The following is an 18,916-nucleotide window of genomic DNA, read 5'->3' as shown; positions in this document are numbered from 1 at the left end:
TGTCTTTCATAGGCTAAAATCGGAGGGGACAATATGTCTAAAAAAATTCATGAATTTAACGATATTATCCGGAAATTGCGCAAAGAATTATTTGGAAAGGGGCCTGAACGAATTCACACCGTTTTTGTGGATAACATGGCGGTATCTACACTTTACGGCAATCTAAGCGCAAGTGAGCAGTTTATCGCACGCACGCCTGAAGGAAGAGAAATGGTTCATGCGGCGCGAACCAGCTTAATTCAGGAACTGTATTCAAAACAAACGCCTGACGGAATGGAAGAGCTCATCGGAGCAAAGCTGGTGCATCTGTTTTCAGATATAAAAATAGAGGAAAATATTGCTGTATCGGTGTTTGTCTTTGACCGCTCAATTGAAGAGCATAAAGAAGAAATCAAAAGCTGACAATATTCAATTGACACGAAATTGTCACATTTGATATGATATGAACTGCCGGCAGTGGCCTAAGGACGATTTTTTATGGAATGTGTGCATGATCTGTACATATTCTATACCGCATATTTTCATTCTGCTTGATATTGTTGTATGGGTATGCATACAAGTTAGGCAGCATTCAAACCCTCGTTTTTTCAGACGGGTTAGTTGAATGCTGCCTTTTTTGTTAGGCGTCTTTGGAAACTGCGGGCTGAATTGTTAAATGGAGGGGTTATTATGGCTTTTCGTAAACCGGACGAAATAGCGGAGCTTGCGGTCGAATCAGGGGTAAAAAAGGTGCATTCACCGCTTTCAGCACTGATTGTATTAGGATTTTTGGGAGGAGCGTTTATCGCACTCGGTTATTTGCTTGATATCCGTGTCATCGGCGACCTTCCGAAAGAATGGGGAAGCCTGTCGAGTTTAATCGGGGCGTCCGTGTTTCCCATCGGATTGGTGCTCGTCGTTCTTGCCGGCGCGGAGCTGATTACGGGAAATATGATGTCGGTATCCATGGCGCTGTTTTCCAGAAGAATATCCGCCGGTGCATTAGTGAAAAATTGGGTGATCGTGACGTTGATGAATCTTGTCGGCGCACTGTTTGTCGCTTACTTTTTCGGACATGTTGTCGGATTAACCGAAACAGGACCTTACTTGGAAAAAACGATTGCGGTCGCACAAGGCAAATTGGATATGCCGTTTGGAAAAGTCATTGTTTCGGCGATCGGCTGTAACTGGCTTGTCTGTTTGGCCGTCTGGCTTTCTTTCGGCGCAGAAGACGGAGCCGGAAAAATCGCGGGTATATGGTTTCCGATTATGGCGTTTGTCGCAATTGGTTTTCAGCACGTTGTAGCCAATATGTTTATCATCCCGGCTGCGATTTTTGCAGGTTCTTTTTCGTGGGGTGATCTGATTGGCAATCTCATTCCGGCCTTTATCGGGAATGTCATCGGCGGGGCAGTGTTTGTCGGCCTTATTTATTTTATTGCATATTCAAAAAAAGATCAGAAAAAGCAAGGGATGAAAAGAGTTTCCTGAGGTAAGAAAGATGCCGGAAAACACGGACAATTGAAGCGGAATGCCAGCACATTTTCCGTCCAAATCTTGAAAAAAATGTTTACAAAATGGAAGTTGATGGATATACTTACAAAGTAAGAAAAAAGCAAAGGGAGGTTGAATCACATGACGACGTTAAACGGCAATCAAAATCTACAATTGAACCGATTCAGCCTGTGGAAGAGTTCGTGTCCTTCCTTAACCTCTGCCCGTCAAGCACGTTAATTTCGGAGTATCAGGACATTCGCAGCTCCCCGCAGGGAAAGAAGCACCGTCTTCTTTTGTCTGCGGATTTAGTCTGCCCGCAGCGCATATGAACTTTGCTGCGGGTTATTTTCGCTTGTGCGGATATTGAAAGGGGGTGAGCGATAATGACCATTAATCTTTTCTTTTTAACACTGACCATTTCAAAGCGTTTTAAAAGTGCGGAAGAGTATGAACGAGAACAGCAGGTCGAAGAGTTTTATAATGAAGCGAAAGAACGCCAGCTGAAACATTTTTATATGAACTAACGGACACGAAGGGCCAAAACGGAGGAGAAGGAGGAGATTATCATGTTCAGAATTGAACTGCTGAATCATTACACAATGGAGAAGGACCAGGTTTAGCGAGGATGTTGCTGTCACATCGCAGACGGCCTGCATACCATGGTAAAGAAAGAAAAATTGGTAAGCGGGTGATAGCATGCAAGGCGGTCAGAACAGAATTCCATCCATCGGGCACGGGTATGCGTCAATGCCCCATTCATTTAAACACGGCTACGGCAACCCGTACCGCCGGCAGAGAATGGCGGCGCTTTCCCGGCAGACAAGATATATAGCACCGTATTATTGGTACTAGAGCAGGCGGAAAACCTACGTTTTCCGTCTTTTTTTTATGAAAACAAATATAAATTTCAAATAAATCGAAACGTTCATGAAGAGAAGTGCGTCTAGTTAGTACCTCATACTAATACGAGGTAATATTATTTCTGAATAATAAATCACAGGAATGGAAAAGCGGGTGTTATACAATGTTGCAACATACATCTTCAGCATTAAAACGAATGCGCGCGAAATACTTTGCTGCATCAGAACCGGCAGAGTCAGTCATTCAGCAATTCTTGATGGACATACAGGAATACGACCGCATTTTGGAAATCGGGACTGGAAACGGCTCAATGTTTAAACAAATCATCGGACAGCTTGAAAAGGGCAGTCTTAAAAGCATAGAAACATCGAAACGTAAAATACGGAAAACACAGCGCGCAAACCGTTCGGTTATAAAAGCCGGGCTCGGAAACATTCAGCAGGGGAGGCCGGAAAGCATACCGTTCCGCGACCGCAGTTTTCATAAAGTCTTCTCGTTACATACTGCTGAAACAGTCAGCGATTACCGGACAGCATGTAAAGAAGTGTACCGCGTTCTTCAAATTGACGGGTGTTTCTATATGGTTTTGAAGCCTTCGCGGATGAGTGAGAAGGATGTGATTGAGGTGCTCTATGATCAGCATTTCAGAGACATTTCAGTTGTCAGCAGAGATTCATTCCATTTTATTACTGCCATTAAATAGAATATTTCTTGGGAAATAAAAAGAGCTGCTTAAGTCACTGCAGCTCTTTTTGTGAAATTGGGCATATTTCCTTATTTTTGGTTATTTCACATATATTTTATATTAAAAAAAGTTTTTTTCTTATACAATGATAATCAGATGACCGTACATTTTAAATATTTTGAACAAACGGAATGAATATTCATTCCGCATTTAGAAAGGGGGATGAAATGACAGCTTCAAACAAGGTTGAACTCATTATGAAAGCGTCGCTTACTTTGTTTACAGATAGAGGATTTGACGCAACGACGATTCCGATGATTGCCGCTCAGGCCGATGTCGGAACCGGCACAATTTACCGTTACTTTGACAGTAAAGAGACACTTGTGAACGTACTGTATCAGGAAAGTGCGCAGCGTTTTATGAAAAAAGTCAAAACGGACTTTCAGGATATATCTGTAAGAGAAGGGTTTCATCACCTGTTTTATTGTCTGATTGATTTTACGAAGGAAAGTGAGTATGCATTGTTTTTTCTTGAAACGAATAAGGACGCCTACTTTCTGAATGAAACGAGCCGTAAGCTTCTTGATGAAATAACACAGATGCTTGACGTCTTTTTTCAGCGCGGCAAGTCTGAAGGTGTGCTCCGCAATCTGCCGTCCAATGTGCTGATGGCGCTGCTGCTCGGGGCATATCTAAAACTCTATCAGCTTGTCCGGACGGGAAGCGTCGAAATAACAAAACCGTTTCTGAAAGAATTGGAACAATGTTCTTGGGATGCCATCAGAACTCATTAATTATACGCCGAAGGAAGGAAGATCGATATGAAACAGCTAAGCGCTATACCGCAGCCGAAAACATACGGGCCTCTGAAAAATCTCCCTCACTTGGAAAAAGAAAAACTGTCACAATCGCTTTGGAAAATTGCCGAAGAATACGGCCCGATCTTTCGTTTTGAATTTCCGAGCTCTGTCGGGGTCTTCGTATCAGGCCGCGAGCTCGCGGCAGAAGTCTGTGATGAAAAGCGATTTGACAAAAATCTCAGCAAAGCCCTGCTGAAAGTCCGTGAGTTTGGCGGTGACGGACTATTTACGAGCTGGACTCACGAAAAGAACTGGCAGAAAGCGCATCGGATTTTATTGCCGAGCTTCAGCCAGAAGGCGATGAAAGGCTATCATTCAATGATGCTGGATATTGCCATGCAGCTCGTGCAGAAATGGAGCAGATTAAATCCGAATGAAGAAATTGACGTTGCCGAAGATATGACGCGCCTGACGCTGGATACAATCGGCCTGTGCGGATTTCATTACCGCTTTAACAGCTTTTACCGCGACACACAGCATCCTTTTATCACAAGTATGCTTCGTGCGCTGCAGGAGGCAATGCGCCAATCGCAGAGACACAGCCTGCAGGACAAGCTGATGATCAAAACGAGACATCAGTTCCAGCAGGATATTGAAGAGATGAATTCGCTTGTAGACCGGATCATCGCTGAGCGGAGGGAAAATCCGGATGAGAATCTGTCTGACCTTTTAGCATTGATGCTTGAAGCGAAAGACCCTGTAACGGGGGAAAGGCTGGATGATGAAAATATCCGTTATCAAATCATCACCTTTTTGATCGCTGGGCATGAAACCACAAGCGGGCTGCTTTCTTTTGCGATATACTGCCTGCTGAAAAATAAAGATAAATTGAAAAAAGCCGTTCAGGAAGCCGAGCGAGTGCTGACGGGAGAGACACCTGAATATAAGCAGATTCAGCAGCTGACATATATCCGCATGGTGCTAAACGAGACTTTGCGGCTGTATCCGACTGCCCCGGCATTTTCTCTGTACGCGAAGGAAGATACGGTTCTCGGCGGGAAGTATCCGATTGAGAAGGGACAGCCGGTGACGATTCTGACTCCGCAGCTGCACCGGGATAAAAGTGCGTGGGGAGAAGATGCCGAGTCATTCCGCCCGGAAAGGTTCAGCGATCCCGCGGCCATTCCGGCTGATGCGTATAAGCCGTTCGGAAACGGACAGCGCGCATGCATCGGGATGCAGTTTGCCCTGCAGGAAGCGACAATGGTGCTCGGCCTTGTCCTGAAACACTTTGAACTGATTGATCATACTGATTATGAGCTTACGATTAAAGAAGCTCTAACCATTAAGCCCGGTGATTTTAAAATCCGTGTGAAAAACAAGGACGTGTCCAATCAGCAGTCCGTACAAAACCATAAAGCTGAAGGAAGCGGTCACAAAGAAGAAACGAAAGAAATCCCGTCCCACGGAACACCGCTTCTCATTCTTTACGGATCAAATTTAGGAACTGCGGAAGGAATCGCGGAAGAGCTGGCTGATATCGGAAGAAGCAAAGGATTTTCAACTGAAACCGGCCCGCTCGATGATTATGCCGGGAAACTGCCTGTAAAAGGCGCGGTCGTTATTGTTACGGCTTCTTATAACGGGGCGCCGCCTGATAATGCGGCGGGTTTTGTGAAATGGATGGAAACCCTTGAAGATCAGGAATTAAAGGGTGTTTCTTACGCCGTCTTCGGCTGCGGAGACCGCAACTGGGCTGCCACTTACCAGAGGATCCCCCGCCTGATAGACAAAGTGCTTGAAGAAAAAGGGGCAAAACGGCTGACCTCTATCGGAGAGGGCGACAATGCCGATGATTTTGAGTACAGTCAGGAAGCCTGGGAAGACTCATTCTGGAAGGACATCATGAAGGCTTTTCATATAGAGGCTGCTCCAAAACAGACAAACAAATCACAGTTATCAATCGAATACGTAAGTGAAGCAGCCGAGACGCCGATTGCCAAAACGTACAAAGCATTTGAGGCGGAGGTCATCATGAACAAAGAGCTTCATACCGAAAGCAGCAAGCGCTCAGTCCGGCATATTGAGCTGCGTCTCCCCGAAACAGAAACGTATCAGGAAGGAGATCATCTCGGGGTGCTTCCGCAAAACAGCGGGGAACTGATCAGCCGTGTCATTCGCCGATTCGGTCTTGATCCGAACAAGCACTTTAAGATCAAGGGCCGGCAGCTGCCTCATCTGCCGATGGACCGGCCGGTTAATGCGCCGGAGCTTTTGGCGTCCTATGTAGAGCTGCAGGAGCCGGCAACGAGAGCCCAGCTTCGCGAACTTGCCGCACATACCGTGTGCCCGCCGCACCAAAAAGAATTGGAGCATCTTTATTCTGATGATGCGGCATATAAAGAAAACGTCCTGAAAAAACGAATGACCATGCTGGACCTGTTGGAAGATTATCCTGCATGTGAACTGCCGTTTGAGCGCTTTTTAGAACTTCTGCCATCCTTAAAGGCGCGCTATTATTCAATCTCAAGCTCACCGAAGGCAGCCAGCGGGGAGCTCAGTATCACGGTCGGCGTTGTGACGGCTCCGGCATGGAGCGGCCGTGGGGAATACCGGGGCGTGGCTTCGAACTATTTAGCCGGATTACAGAATGGCGATCCTGCCGTCTGTTTCATCCGCTCGCCGCAGTCGGGTTTCGCATTGCCTGAAAATCCGAAAACGCCTCTCATTATGGTCGGAGCAGGCACAGGAATTGCGCCGTTCAGGGGATTTATCCAGGCGCGGGCTGCCGAAAAAATGTCCGGTAACAGCCTGGGCGAAGCTCATTTATACTTCGGCTGCCGGCATCCTGAAGAAGACGATCTGTACAAAGATGAATTCGACGATGCGGAGAAAAACGGCCTTGTCACCGTGCATCGGGCGTATTCCAGATTAGATCAGGACTGTAAAGTTTACGTACAGGATGTCCTGCTTCGCGAGGCTGCACAAATTATTGCGCTTCTTGACCAAGGCGGCCATCTCTATATATGCGGCGACGGAAGCAAAATGGCTCCGGCCGTCGAAAATGTACTGCTTCAGGCGTATGAAAAGGTGCATAACACTGATTCAAAAGTTTCCTTGAATTGGCTTGAACAGCTGCAGGCGGAAGGAAGATATGCGAAAGATGTTTGGGCAGGTATGTAACAGAAGAGTGAGACAACTGAAGAATGTTTTTTAATTGAAGAAAGCCGGCACGATATTTGAAATCTACTGAATCAAAAGGAATAGTTATAGGGAGTATCGTGCCGGCCTTAACTTTAGTATCGGACAAAAGACACAAATCTTTAATGTTTTTATTGATTTACATGCAGGCGGCTATGTCCCTTTTTTCTGAATTCCGCCAGAAATAAAACCGGATAAGACACTAATAGCAAAACCGAAATAAATGAAATGATACCGATCCAATGAAAATGCGTCCAAAAGAAACCGCCGCAAGACCCTGCCACGCTTGAACCGATATAGTATGCAAGCAGATATAATGAAGAGGCTTGCGCGCGATGATCACCGGCTGCGCGGCCGACCCAGGCGCTTGCGATCGAATGCGCGCCGAAAAAGCCGAAGGTAAAGACGGCAATCCCCGCGATTTTAAGCGCAAGCTGGGGCAAAAGTGTCACCGCTGCACCGGCAAGCATAACAAAAATCGCAACCTTAATCATTTTTGCGCTTCCGAAAAGATCTGCTTTTTTCCCCATATAGACAGAGCTGAACGTTCCCGCGAGATAGACAATAAAAATAAAACCGATCACAGTCTGCGACAAATGATAAGGAGCCGCCATTAAATGAAAGCCGATATAATTATATAATGTCACAAAACTCCCCATTAATATAAATCCCAGAGATATTAACAAAAGCAGCCGTTTGCGGTGCAGGACCGCTCCGTATTCCTTACATGCCGCTTTTACGCCCTCATGCCGCTGAGATGAATGGCGCGGAGCCGGAAGAAAACGCCAAAACAAATAGCTTAATACAATAGAAAGAATGCCGATGATGGCAAGCGCCGGCCGCCAGCCGAATACATCGGTCAGAAGCCCCGTTAACAGCCTGCCGCTCATTCCCCCGATGCTTGTGCCGCTGATATACAAGCCCATCATGTTCCCGAGGCCCTTCGGATCAAACTCCTCGCCTACATATGTCATAGCGACAGCCGGAACGCCTGCCAGGAAAATACCGAGCAGCGCCCTCATCGCCAAAAGCGCCGGAAAAGCCGGACTGAACGCTGTTAATAGACCTAAAACAGAAGTAGCTGTTAACGACAGCACCATTAATTTTTTTCTGCCGAATCCGTCAGACAACGAAGCGGCGGCCAATAATGAAAATGCCAAAACGGCTGTTGAGATGGATAAAGTTAAGCTGGCAGCCGCAGCGGAAATATGAAACTCTTCCGAAAACAAAGGCATAAGCGGCTGTGTTGTGTAAAGCGTGGCGAAGGTCACAAAGCCGCTGATAAACAGAGCCAAGCTGGCCTTTCTGTAAGCCTTTGTATGAGGCTGAATAAACGTCATGAATGTCCCTCTTTTCTCACTGTTGGTTATATATGTATCGTACGCTTTTCATTTCAATGTGTCTAATTTATAATAACTATAGAATTAATGCGTGTAGGTTATGAAGAAAGGGGAGAAGGAGAAAATGGAGCTTCATCAAATTGACAACTTCATTGCGGCGGCAACTCATCAGCATTTCACAAATGCGGCAAAAGAAAGAATGATTTCTCAGCCGGCATTAAGCCGATCAATTATCAGGCTCGAAGAAGAATTAGGCGCGCCGTTATTTTACAGAGAGACAAAAGCCGTCCGGCTGACAAGGCACGGAGAGCAGTTCTTAATAAAAGCAAAACAAGCGAGACGAGCTTTAAATGAAGGCGTTGAACAAGTGAAAAAGAATATGAGCCTGGAGCACGGCGAAATATCTGTATCTTTTCTTCATACGCTCGGGCTGCGTTTAATGCCTCAGCTGATTGCCGAATTTAAAAAGCTATACCCAAACGTGACCTTCCGGCTTTATCAAGGCGCAAATGAAACGCTTCGCAAAATGGTGGAAACGGGAGAGGCGGATATCTGTCTCAGCTCCCCGCCGCTTCCCAGCGAGCTTTTACAATGGACAGTGCTGGAGAAAGAGCCTCTTTATGCGGTGCTTCCTGAGAACCACCCGCTTGCAGGAAATAAAAGCATTCAAATGAAAGAGATGCAGGACGAGGATTTTGTGGGTTTTAAACCGGGATACGGACTGAGGTATATGTTTGATCTGATGTGCCGGGATTTGAATATACACCCGCATCTCGCATTTGAAGGAGAGGAAGTGTCAACCATATTAGGGCTGACCGCCGCGGGTCTGGGGGCTGCAGTGCTGCCGAAAACCGCGGAGCATTCATACTTTCCGGTCGTTTTTCTTCCGGTTGCAGATTACCAATGCGAACGCACCATAGCGTTAGCCCAGCTGAAAAACCATGCACTCTCTCCCGCTGCTGAACGTTTTAAACAGTTTGCACTTGAGTATTACAAAGCACGCAACTGAGCGGTCATTTTATTAAAATCGAAGTTGAAAATAAAGCGGAAATACAGAAAATGGAGGAAAACCATGGCGAAAAAAACAGTGAAAACAAATGCTGTCCGTATCATTGAGCAGCAAAACATTCCCTATGAGCTATTAGGTTACAAAACAGAAGGGGGACAGCCCGCAGACGGTCTTTCCGTTTCACAAAAAATCGGATACGCTGCCGAATATGTTTATAAAACCTTAGTGGCATCTGCAGGAACAGATCGTTATTACGTCTTTGCCGTTCCCGTTGCAAAAGAACTGAATCTGAAAAAGGCTGCGAAGGCGGCAGGTGAGAAGAAAATAGAAATGATTGCCATGAAGGACCTTTTGGGAGTAACCGGCTATATGCGCGGCGGCTGCTCTCCGATCGGCATGAAAAAAAGGTTTCCGACTTTTATTGATAGATCCGCTGAAACACTGGAGTTTATGATTGTCAGTGCGGGGAAAATCGGAATGCAGCTGAAAGCAGCGCCTCAAGATTTAGCCGAAGCAAGCGGGGCGGTATTTACAGACATTGTATAAATGTCCGATGAATCTAATGGAATACACGTGTCAAGGGAGAATGATAATGAAAAAAAGATATGAAAACTTGAATGGCGTGAAGAATGAACATGGATTCAGGGACATGTTGAAATGGATGAAAGAACGAAGAGAGAAAAGTAAAGACTTAAGCGAGAACATTCCGAAAGCGGTCACTAGGGATGTCCGTGATGTTGCCGTCAATCGGACGGAAACCGCCATAACATGGATCGGCCATTCTTCATTTCTGATCCAAATACAGGGGCTTAACATAATGACCGACCCTGTATGGGCGCGGCGGATGGGTTTTCAAAAACGGCTGACAGAGCCGGGATATGAATTGAGCGAACTGCCCGACATTGATGCCGTGCTCATTTCACACGGGCATTATGACCATCTTGATTTTCCGAGCATAAAAAAACTGAGAGGAAACCCGGATTTTTACGTGCCTGCGGGACTGAAAAAGCTGTTCAACAAAAAAGGCCGCAAAAAGGTCCATGAAATGAATTGGTGGGATCGTTTTGAGATGCGGGGGGTGAATATATCATTTGTTCCGGCCCAGCACTGGACACGGAGAACGCTTTGGGATACCGATACCTCTCATTGGGGAGGCTGGGTCATAGAAAGCGAAAACGGCGAGTCCATCTATTTTGCAGGAGATACAGGCTATTTTGAAGGCTTTAAAGAAATCGGAGAGAGGTTTCGTATTAAGGCGGCTCTGATGCCGATCGGAGCATACGAACCGGAATGGTTTATGCAAGTGTCACATATCAATCCGGAAGACGCCGTGAAAGCGTTTTTGGAGCTGAAGGCTGACAGCTTCATTCCGATGCATTACGGGGCATTCCGGCTTGCTGATGATACAGGCCCGGAAGCATTAAGCAGACTGCACGGCGAGTGGAACCGGCTTGCATTACCTCCTGAAAACCTGAAAGCATTAGCGCTTGGCGAAACATTTTGGCTGTAACAGCAGGTTTTCGCTGCCGACACCAATCGTTTAAAAACGGTTGGTGTTTTATTGTCAATGTGAATAGCTCTGTATAAAACATGATTTTTCCGGAACCTGCGGTAAAAAACAAAACTTTTTACTCTTTTGTTTCACTATAAAATGAAAACGGTTTCGTATGTGCAGTATATTTAACCTATCACAATTGCTTCAGCAGAAACGGACAGGAAGGATAGAAAAACAGATGAAATACATGAATTCAAGGCAGAAAAAGATTTTGTATCTGTTGTTATCTGAACCTGATGACTACTTAGTTGTGCAAGATTTCGCAGACAGGGTCCGCTGTTCTGAAAAAACGATCAGGAATGATTTGAAAACGATTGAAGATTTCCTGAATGAACATGCTCAAGCTCAGCTGATCCGCAAACCGGGATTAGGCGTCTATTTACATATATCTGAACAGGAAAGGTCACAGTTAAGCCGGCAAATTTATAATGAGCACTTTACGTGCAGGCACAAGACCGATGAAGAAAGAATACTTCACATCGCTTATGATTTATTAATGAATTCAAAGCCCGTTTCCGCAAAAGAAATTGCCGCACAGCATTTTGTAAACAGAGCTTCCATTAAAAAGGATGTAAGTGCGGTTGAAGAGTGGCTGAAGCGATTTGATCTCACGCTGGTTTCTAAACAGCGGCTCGGCTTAAAGATTGAAGGGGACGAAAAAAACAAAAGAAAAGCATTGGCGCGAATTTCAGATTTGATTGATAATATGGAGTTTACAAGCCAATTTATAAAAAGTAAGTTTTTAAGTCATGAAGCGGACTTTGTGAGAAAAGAAATCAAGTTATTACAAAAAAACCATTCTATCTATTTTACGGATGAAACATTTGAAAGTTTGCTGCTGCATACATTGCTGACGATCCGCCGTATCAAAATGAAACAGCCGGTCGCCATTTCTGCAAGACAGCTGGACGCGGTAAAAAAGAAGAAAGAATATGAATGGACACTGGCTTGTTTAAAACGGCTTGAGCCGGTATTTGCCATCCGGTTTCCTGAGGAAGAAGCCGTCTATTTAACTTTACATATTATAGGCGGGAAAGTCCGCTATCCATCGCAGCAAGAAAAGAAGCTTGATCTTGAAGATTCTGAGCTTTCCAAAGTCGTCAGGCATTTGATCAACTGTGTTTCAGAACTGCAAATGCTGGATTTTCATAAAGACCAGGAACTGATCAACGGATTGAACATTCATCTCGATCCGGTGTTGAAGCGGCTGAGCTATGATCTCTCTGTTTCAAACCCCATGCTTCACGACATCAAAAAAATGTACCCTTATTTGTTTCATCTTATCATTGACGTTTTAGAAGACATCAATCAAACATTTGATCTCTGTATTCCTGAAGAGGAGGCGGCCTATTTGACGCTGCATTTTCAGGCAGCGATCGAACGGCTGCGCCGAAGCAGTCATAACCCTAAAAGGACGATCATCGTCTGCCATATGGGCATTGGCATGTCGCAATTGCTGCGGACTAAAATTGAACGCAAATTTCATCACATTACGGTAAAAGAATGTATCGCAAAAGCGGAGCTGACAGAGTATATCAAAAAGCATAAAGATATAGATTTCGTCATTTCTACGATAGGGCTTGGAAATGTAACGATCCCTCATATTGTCGTATCACCGCTTTTGGAGCCTGCTGATGAAAAGAAGCTCAGCGCATTTATGCAACAGCTTGATACATCGCACCGCCGGGAGCAAAAAACGTTTAAAATGCTGAACGATACGACTCCGTTTCTCGTTTTTTTACAGCAAGAGACAGAGCACCGTTATCAGGTCATTGAAAAGCTGGCGCAGGCTTTGTATGAAAAAGGCTATGTAGAAAAAGAGTATGGCATTCATGCAGTAATGAGAGAAAAAATGTCGGCGACAAATATCGGGGCGGGTATTGCTATCCCTCACGCGAACTCTAAATATATCAAACAATCAGCCATTGCAATCGCCACCTTAAAAGAGCCGATTGAATGGGGGACAGAAAAGGTGTCGCTCGTTTTTATGCTTGCCGTCAAACACGAAGATCAAAACAAGGTAAAGCAATTATTCAGTGAGCTTTCCTATCTTAGCGAGCAGCCGGCATTTATTCAAAAACTGACGGAAGAAAAAAATGTGATGACGTTTTTATCGTATTTAAACTATTAAAAGCAGGGAATGGCTCCCTGCTTTTTTTCTGTTTATAGGGAAAAATGCCGTTATTTCCGGAACTTATGGTAAAAAAACGCGCTTATCACAGGCTGATTTCAGTATAAAGTTGAGACAAGATCTTGAAATTCAGACTGCAAAGGAGGATTTATATGAAACTGTTAGCGATTACATCATGTCCGAACGGCATTGCCCATACGTATATGGCTGCTGAAAATTTACAAAAAGCAGCCGGCAGATTAGGCGTTGAGATCAAAGTGGAAACCCAGGGCGGAATCGGGGTGGAAAATAGGCTGACCGAAGAGGAAATCCGGGAAGCGGACGCAATCATTATCGCGGCGGACCGTTCGGTGAACAAAGACCGATTCGCGGGAAAAAAGCTGCTGGCCGTCGGGGTTCAGGAAGGCATCCGCAAACCGGAAGAATTAATTCAAAAAGCGCTTAGCGGTGAAGTGCCGGTCTATCAATCTGCTTCAAAAGCTGAATCCGCAAGTCAGCAGGGCAAAAAACAAAACCCGATTTACCGTCATTTAATGAACGGCGTTTCTTTTATGGTTCCTTTCATTGTCGTCGGCGGATTATTGATAGCGGTTGCATTGACGCTTGGAGGAGAAAAAACACCAAAGGGCTTAGTCATTCCGGACGAGTCTTTTTGGAAAACGATTGAACAGATCGGCAGTGCTTCTTTTTCATTCATGATCCCGATTTTAGCCGGGTACATCGCGTTCAGCATCGCTGATAAGCCGGGTCTTGTCCCCGGAATGATCGGCGGATATATTGCGGCATCCGGCAGCTTTTACGACAGTGCAAGCGGCGCAGGATTTCTTGGAGGAATCATTGCGGGATTTTTGGCGGGATATGCGGCGCTTGGAATCAAAAAATGTAAAGTTCCTAAAGCAATACAGCCGATTATGCCGATCATTATTATTCCGGTGTTTGCCTCACTGATCGTCGGTTTGGCGTTTGTCTTTCTGATCGGCGCCCCCGTCGCTCATATTTTCGCATCATTAACGGTTTGGCTTGCGGGAATGAAAGGTTCGAGCTCAATTCTCCTGGCATTGATTTTAGGAGCGATGATCTCCTTTGATATGGGAGGACCCGTAAACAAGGTGGCCTTTCTTTTCGGATCGGCAATGATCGGAGAAGGAAATTATGAAATTATGGGCCCGATTGCCGTTTCCATTTGTATACCGCCGATAGGGCTTGGGATTGCGACGTTTTTAGGAAAAAGAAAATTCGCCGCCGCAGAAAGAGAAATGGGAAAAGCATCATTTACGATGGGCCTTTTCGGTATCACGGAAGGAGCCATTCCATTTGCGGCCCAAGACCCCCTTCGAGTGATCCCGAGTATTATGTCGGGTTCTATGACCGGCTCGGTGATAGCAATGATCGGCCATGTGGGGGACAGAGTGGCACACGGCGGCCCCATCGTTGCTGTACTTGGAGCAGTAGATCATGTATTGATGTTTTTTATCGCTGTAACAGCAGGCTCTCTTGTCACCGCTCTGTTGGTTAATGTATTGAAAAAAGATTTGGCGAAATCCCCCGCGCCCGGCGAGGTGCTGCCGTCTGCCGAACCAAATGAAGCTGCAGCGGCAAAAGAAACAAAGGAACCATCTCAGGCTGACAGCCGAAAAGCCGGGATGACCGAAATCAAAAAACTGACTGACATTATCAGTACGGACTTGATTGAACCGCATTTATCCGGCGAAACGAGGGATGACATTATCGATGAAATGATCGAGAAAATGTCCCGTCAAGGTATGCTGCTGTCTGACAGCGGATTTAAGCAGGCCATTTTGAGCCGGGAACAGCAGGGAACCACGGCGATAGGTATGAATATCGCCATTCCGCACGGAAAGTCTGAAGCCGTCAAAACGCCGGGTGTCGCATTCGGAATAAGACGTTCGGGTGTTGACTGGAACAGCCTTGATGGTTCTGATGCAAAACTGATTTTTATGATTGCCGTACCGAAGGAAAGCGGCGGAAATCAGCATCTGAAAATATTGCAGATGTTATCCCGAAAACTGATGGATGACAGCTATCGGGAAAGGCTGCTCTCCGTTCAGACAAAAGAAGAGGCGTATGAGCTTCTGGAAGAAATCGAATAAAGCGGGGGATGATCATGTCTACTGAACCGATATTTTTCAATCCGGTTTTCAAAGAAAGGATTTGGGGAGGCGCCGCCCTGCGTGATTTTCACTATAATATTCCGTCCGAGCGGACAGGGGAGTGCTGGGCCTTCGCCGCTCATCAAAATGGACAGAGCACAGTTCGAAACGGCATGTATAAAGGATGTACACTCGGTGAATTGTGGGAGCATCACAGAGATTTATTCGGAAACCTTGAAGGAGACCGTTTTCCTCTTCTTACAAAAATATTGGATGCGGACCAAGACCTGTCCGTTCAGGTGCATCCGAATGATGACTTTGCCAAAATGCATGAAAACGGAGAACTTGGAAAAACCGAATGCTGGTATATCATTGATTGTGCAAAAGATGCGGAGATCATTTTCGGCCACAACGCAACTACAAAAGAAGAACTGATATCCATGATTAAGCACGGAGAATGGGACGGGCTCCTGAACAGAGTTAAGGTAAAGCCGGGAGATTTCTTCTTTGTTCCAAGCGGCACCGTTCACGCGATTGGAAAGAGCACACTTATTTTAGAGACGCAGCAAAATTCAGATACGACTTACAGATTGTATGACTACGGAAGAAAAGATGCGGACGGCAGGATGCGCGAGCTCCATCTGGAAAAAGGTATAGACGTGATAGACGTTCCATCTGTCCGTGAACGGCCGACCGTTCACTATAAACAAACAGATGATCTGCTTGCGGCTATTTTAATAGAATGTCCTTATTTTTCAGTCGAAAAGTGGGATGTAAAAGGTGAAGCAAATCTATTCCAGCATCAGCCCTTCCTTCTTGTCAGCGTGATCGAAGGAGACGGAATAATGATTGCAGGCGGGCATGAATATACCTTTAGAAAAGGAGATCATATTCTCCTGCCTTCCGGTTTGGGAGAATATAAACTGGCCGGCCATGCAAATTGTATTGTGTCTCATCTGTGATCCTCAAAACCCTTCTCTAGCATCAGAGAAGGGTTTCTCATCACTTTTGCAAAAATGCCGAAATTTCCAGCGTATCAGTGGTTCGTTCCTGAATTTATTCTCTCAATTTGTATATCTCCCGAGCCATTGATTCAAGTATGTACATAGCGGGGATTTGGGTGGTGACATTCGCATTTTCAACCCATTCTTCCGTCACGTAATATGAAATATTCACATCGGACATTTTGGCAATGGTTGAATGTTTATGATTTGTAATACTGATGACCCGGCTGCCTTCTTGTTTCAGCTGATTCAGATGAGTCACCGTAGAATCTCCTTCACCTGAAACCGATAATGCGATTGTGATGCTGTTATGGCGGAAATGGGAATGGGCCGGAAAGTAAGGATCTTTAATATACATTGAAAGTTTCCCTAAGCACGAAAAATATCTGGCTCCGTATTCGGCGAGAATTCCTGAACTTCCCACTCCGATAAAAATGACGCTTTCTGCATCGGCCGCAAGGGCTGCTGCTTCCTTCAGCTTTTCTTCCATGCCTCCGCTTACTGTTCTTTCAAAAAATTCGGCAACGGAATGATGGGGACTCTTTAAAATCGTTTTTTTATTTGCCTCCGTATACATTTTCAGCTTCACCTTAAACTCCGAAAACCCTTCACAGTTTATTTTTTTGCAGAAACGTAAAATAGAAGCCGTCGATACATGGGTTTCATTTGCCAATTCACGGATTCGCATATAGACGACTTTCTCGCTGTTTTGGGAGATGTAGTTGTATAAAGAAGTTTCAAGCTCGTTAAATGAAGCAATCATTTCGTGTGTGAACATGCAGGGGGATTCTCCTTTTTATGAGAATGGTGAATGTACATCTAATCGTAACATATCATTTTTAAAAGAAACATAGTGTTATATTTATGTGACAAATCACTTTTTGTGTCATTCAAAACAAGACGTCAGCCAATGATTTACGGCGCAAAACAACTGCGGCTATAATTCGTTCATACGCTTTATGCATGATCTCTTCAAGGGTCTCTGACAAAAGCGGCCGAAAAAGGAGGACAATATGAGTATCAAACTGATAACGGTTGATATGGACGGAACGTTTTTGAATGATGAAATGGCATATAACAAAGAGCGTTTTATGAATCAGTATCGTGAATTAAAAGCGCGGGGAATTAAATTTGCCGTAGCAAGCGGAAACCAATATGCGCAGCTTACATCCTTCTTTCCGGAGATCGAAAGTGAAATCGCTTTCGTTGCCGAGAATGGCGCTTTCGTCGTGAATGCCGGAGAAGAATTATTCGCGGGTAACATGTCTGAAGACACTATAAAAGCAGTAATCCGTGCTTTAGAGCAGTATGAGGTGAAAAACGTCATTGTCTGCGGAAAAAAAAGCGCGTATATTCATGAAAATGCCAGTGAAGATGAATATCTGCATGCCAGTAAGTATTATTATGTGTTAAAAAGGGTGCCGCATTTTGAAAACGTCGATGATCACATTTTCAAATTTTCCATCAGCTTTCCCGCCGAACATTGTTCCGCACTTCTGAGCCACTTGAAAAACGCTATCGGGTCTTTCGTCACGCCTGTATCAAGCGGGCACGGTGACATAGATCTGATCATACCGGGGCTTCATAAAGCAAGCGGGATGAAGCTTCTCCAGAAACAATGGGGGATAAATGATGAAGAATGCGCGGCCTTCGGAGACAGCGGCAATGACCTGGAGATGGTGTCCGCCGTGAAATACGGGATCGCCATGGATAATGCGCAGGAAAGCATTAAACAGGCTGCCACGTATATCACGCAATCAAACAATGAAGAAGGGGTCTTAAATGCGATTGATTCCATTCTCAAATGTGAAAAACCCTTTGTCTGAAAAAGACGTTTTAACTGCGGAGGTGCTGAACGATGATTAAATTAGTGATTACGGATTTAGACGGCACATTTTTAAATAATCAAGGCGATTTTGACAGAACGTTATTTGAAAAGACAAAACGAGTAATGGAGGAACAGCATGTCGCTTTCGCCCTCTGCACCGGGAAGCAGTGTGAAAGGGTGGAAGCCTTATTCGGAGAAGATGCGAAAGATTTTTGGATTTTAGGAGACAGTGCCACACGTATAAAAAAGAACGGCAAATTCGTATATGAATCTTTGATCAGCAATGAAGCGGGACTGTCAATTATAGGCGCTTTAGAAAAAATCAGCTGCGGGCATAGCATTATCGCATGCACAAAAAATGGCGCGATCGTAAAAGAAAATCTGTCTGAAAGTGAAATGAAATATGTAAATGCTTCTTATGCACATGTAACGAAAATAACTGATTTTACTGAGATAAAAGACGATTTTATCAAGATTACGGTTCATGATCCCGACGCCAACTGTCCGGAAACGAGAGAAAAGCTGCATGAATTTTTTCACCAATTATATATCGTAGCATCAGAGGATACCTGGATGGACATATCAAATATCGGAATACATAAAGGAACAACAGTACAAGAACTGCAGCGATTATTAGGGGTTTCGGCTGATGAAACAATGGCGTTCGGAGACGGCCGCAATGACAAAGAATTGATGGAAGCGGCATCCTACAGCTTTGCGGTTAAGAATGCCATTGACGAAATAAAAGATGCAGCACACTTTGTCATCAAATCAAATGAGGAAAGCAGCGTCATGCACACGATTATGAGAATATTAGCGCTGCAAAAACAATGATGGGCTAAAATCAATGCGGCAGGATTACTAGGGAAAGAAAAAGCGGGCTATCCTCAGACTTTAATTCCCTCCTGATTTCCC

General features: G+C 45.0%; 17 protein-coding genes. 15 read left to right on the top strand and 2 right to left on the bottom strand.

Annotated elements, in window-relative coordinates; genetic code table 11:
* Window positions 1–33: 33 nt before the first annotated feature.
* The 7 genes from GNE05_RS13650 to GNE05_RS13625 all read left to right on the top strand — a co-directional run bounded on the left by GNE05_RS13650 (window position 34) and on the right by GNE05_RS13625 (window position 7,005).
* Entirely contained in the window at window positions 34–402 is a 369-nt protein-coding gene (locus GNE05_RS13650) for a Na-translocating system protein MpsC family protein (protein ID WP_007408224.1), read from the top strand.
* A gap of 267 nt (window positions 403–669) precedes the next feature.
* On the top strand, window positions 670–1,470 hold the full coding sequence (locus GNE05_RS13645) for a formate/nitrite transporter family protein (protein ID WP_007408225.1): 801 nt from the start codon (window positions 670–672) through the stop codon (window positions 1,468–1,470).
* 389 nt (window positions 1,471–1,859) lie between these two features.
* Complete coding sequence (locus GNE05_RS13640) at window positions 1,860–2,000, top strand: YrzI family small protein (RefSeq protein WP_003152787.1); 141 nt, start codon at window positions 1,860–1,862, stop codon at window positions 1,998–2,000.
* A gap of 172 nt (window positions 2,001–2,172) precedes the next feature.
* A complete protein-coding gene (locus tag GNE05_RS21035; RefSeq protein ID WP_007408227.1) occupies window positions 2,173–2,328 on the top strand; it encodes a hypothetical protein in 156 nt (51 codons plus the stop codon).
* A 172-nt stretch (window positions 2,329–2,500) separates the two neighbouring features.
* Window positions 2,501–3,040: a class I SAM-dependent methyltransferase gene (locus GNE05_RS13635; protein ID WP_022552903.1), complete on the top strand. Its 540-nt coding sequence runs from the start codon at window positions 2,501–2,503 to the stop codon at window positions 3,038–3,040.
* Window positions 3,041–3,249: 209 nt separating this feature from the next.
* A complete protein-coding gene (locus tag GNE05_RS13630) occupies window positions 3,250–3,816 on the top strand; it encodes a TetR/AcrR family transcriptional regulator (protein WP_021494366.1) in 567 nt (188 codons plus the stop codon).
* A 27-nt stretch (window positions 3,817–3,843) separates the two neighbouring features.
* Window positions 3,844–7,005 (top strand): bifunctional cytochrome P450/NADPH--P450 reductase, encoded by a 3,162-nt coding sequence (locus GNE05_RS13625; protein ID WP_160182892.1) that lies wholly within the window; start codon window positions 3,844–3,846, stop codon window positions 7,003–7,005.
* A gap of 149 nt (window positions 7,006–7,154) precedes the next feature.
* Here the strand turns inward: GNE05_RS13625 and GNE05_RS13620 are convergent, their stop codons facing one another.
* The gene (locus tag GNE05_RS13620; protein ID WP_022552905.1) at window positions 7,155–8,363 is read right to left on the bottom strand and encodes an MFS transporter; all 1,209 of its coding nucleotides are present in this window, start codon (window positions 8,361–8,363) and stop codon (window positions 7,155–7,157) included.
* A gap of 124 nt (window positions 8,364–8,487) precedes the next feature.
* On the opposite strand from GNE05_RS13620, the gene GNE05_RS13615 reads away from it, so the two are divergent.
* The 6 genes from GNE05_RS13615 (at window position 8,488) to manA (ending at window position 16,131) form a co-directional block, all read left to right on the top strand.
* Window positions 8,488–9,372 (top strand): LysR family transcriptional regulator, encoded by an 885-nt coding sequence (locus GNE05_RS13615; RefSeq protein WP_095272480.1) that lies wholly within the window; start codon window positions 8,488–8,490, stop codon window positions 9,370–9,372.
* A gap of 63 nt (window positions 9,373–9,435) precedes the next feature.
* Entirely contained in the window at window positions 9,436–9,918 is a 483-nt protein-coding gene (gene ybaK / locus GNE05_RS13610) for a Cys-tRNA(Pro) deacylase (RefSeq protein WP_014418453.1), read from the top strand.
* Between the two features lie 46 nt (window positions 9,919–9,964).
* A complete protein-coding gene (locus GNE05_RS13605; RefSeq protein WP_022552907.1) occupies window positions 9,965–10,882 on the top strand; it encodes an MBL fold metallo-hydrolase in 918 nt (305 codons plus the stop codon).
* Between the two features lie 223 nt (window positions 10,883–11,105).
* Complete coding sequence (locus GNE05_RS13600; RefSeq protein ID WP_160182891.1) at window positions 11,106–13,058, top strand: mannose transport/utilization transcriptional regulator ManR; 1,953 nt, start codon at window positions 11,106–11,108, stop codon at window positions 13,056–13,058.
* Window positions 13,059–13,210: 152 nt separating this feature from the next.
* Entirely contained in the window at window positions 13,211–15,169 is a 1,959-nt protein-coding gene (locus tag GNE05_RS13595) for a fructose-specific PTS transporter subunit EIIC (protein WP_029973386.1), read from the top strand.
* A 14-nt stretch (window positions 15,170–15,183) separates the two neighbouring features.
* Window positions 15,184–16,131: a mannose-6-phosphate isomerase, class I gene (gene manA, locus GNE05_RS13590; protein ID WP_160182890.1), complete on the top strand. Its 948-nt coding sequence runs from the start codon at window positions 15,184–15,186 to the stop codon at window positions 16,129–16,131.
* 94 nt (window positions 16,132–16,225) lie between these two features.
* Here the strand turns inward: manA and GNE05_RS13585 are convergent, their stop codons facing one another.
* On the bottom strand, window positions 16,226–16,951 hold the full coding sequence (locus GNE05_RS13585; RefSeq protein ID WP_007612737.1) for a MurR/RpiR family transcriptional regulator: 726 nt from the start codon (window positions 16,949–16,951) through the stop codon (window positions 16,226–16,228).
* Between the two features lie 235 nt (window positions 16,952–17,186).
* Here GNE05_RS13585 and GNE05_RS13580 point away from each other — a divergent pair, with 235 nt between their 5' ends.
* Both GNE05_RS13580 and GNE05_RS13575 read left to right on the top strand, forming a co-directional pair.
* Window positions 17,187–17,999 carry a Cof-type HAD-IIB family hydrolase gene (locus tag GNE05_RS13580; protein WP_160182889.1) on the top strand — a complete coding sequence of 271 codons (813 nt, stop codon included), beginning with the start codon at window positions 17,187–17,189 and terminating at the stop codon, window positions 17,997–17,999.
* A gap of 32 nt (window positions 18,000–18,031) precedes the next feature.
* Window positions 18,032–18,835, top strand: coding sequence for an HAD-IIB family hydrolase (locus GNE05_RS13575; RefSeq protein WP_160182888.1), 804 nt, complete (start codon window positions 18,032–18,034; stop codon window positions 18,833–18,835).
* Window positions 18,836–18,916 lie beyond the last annotated feature (81 nt).

This window comes from Bacillus sp. AM1(2019) (assembly GCF_009906915.1).
Lineage (GTDB): Bacteria > Bacillota > Bacilli > Bacillales > Bacillaceae > Bacillus > Bacillus velezensis.
This window is presented reverse-complemented; position numbering and strand designations above follow the sequence as displayed.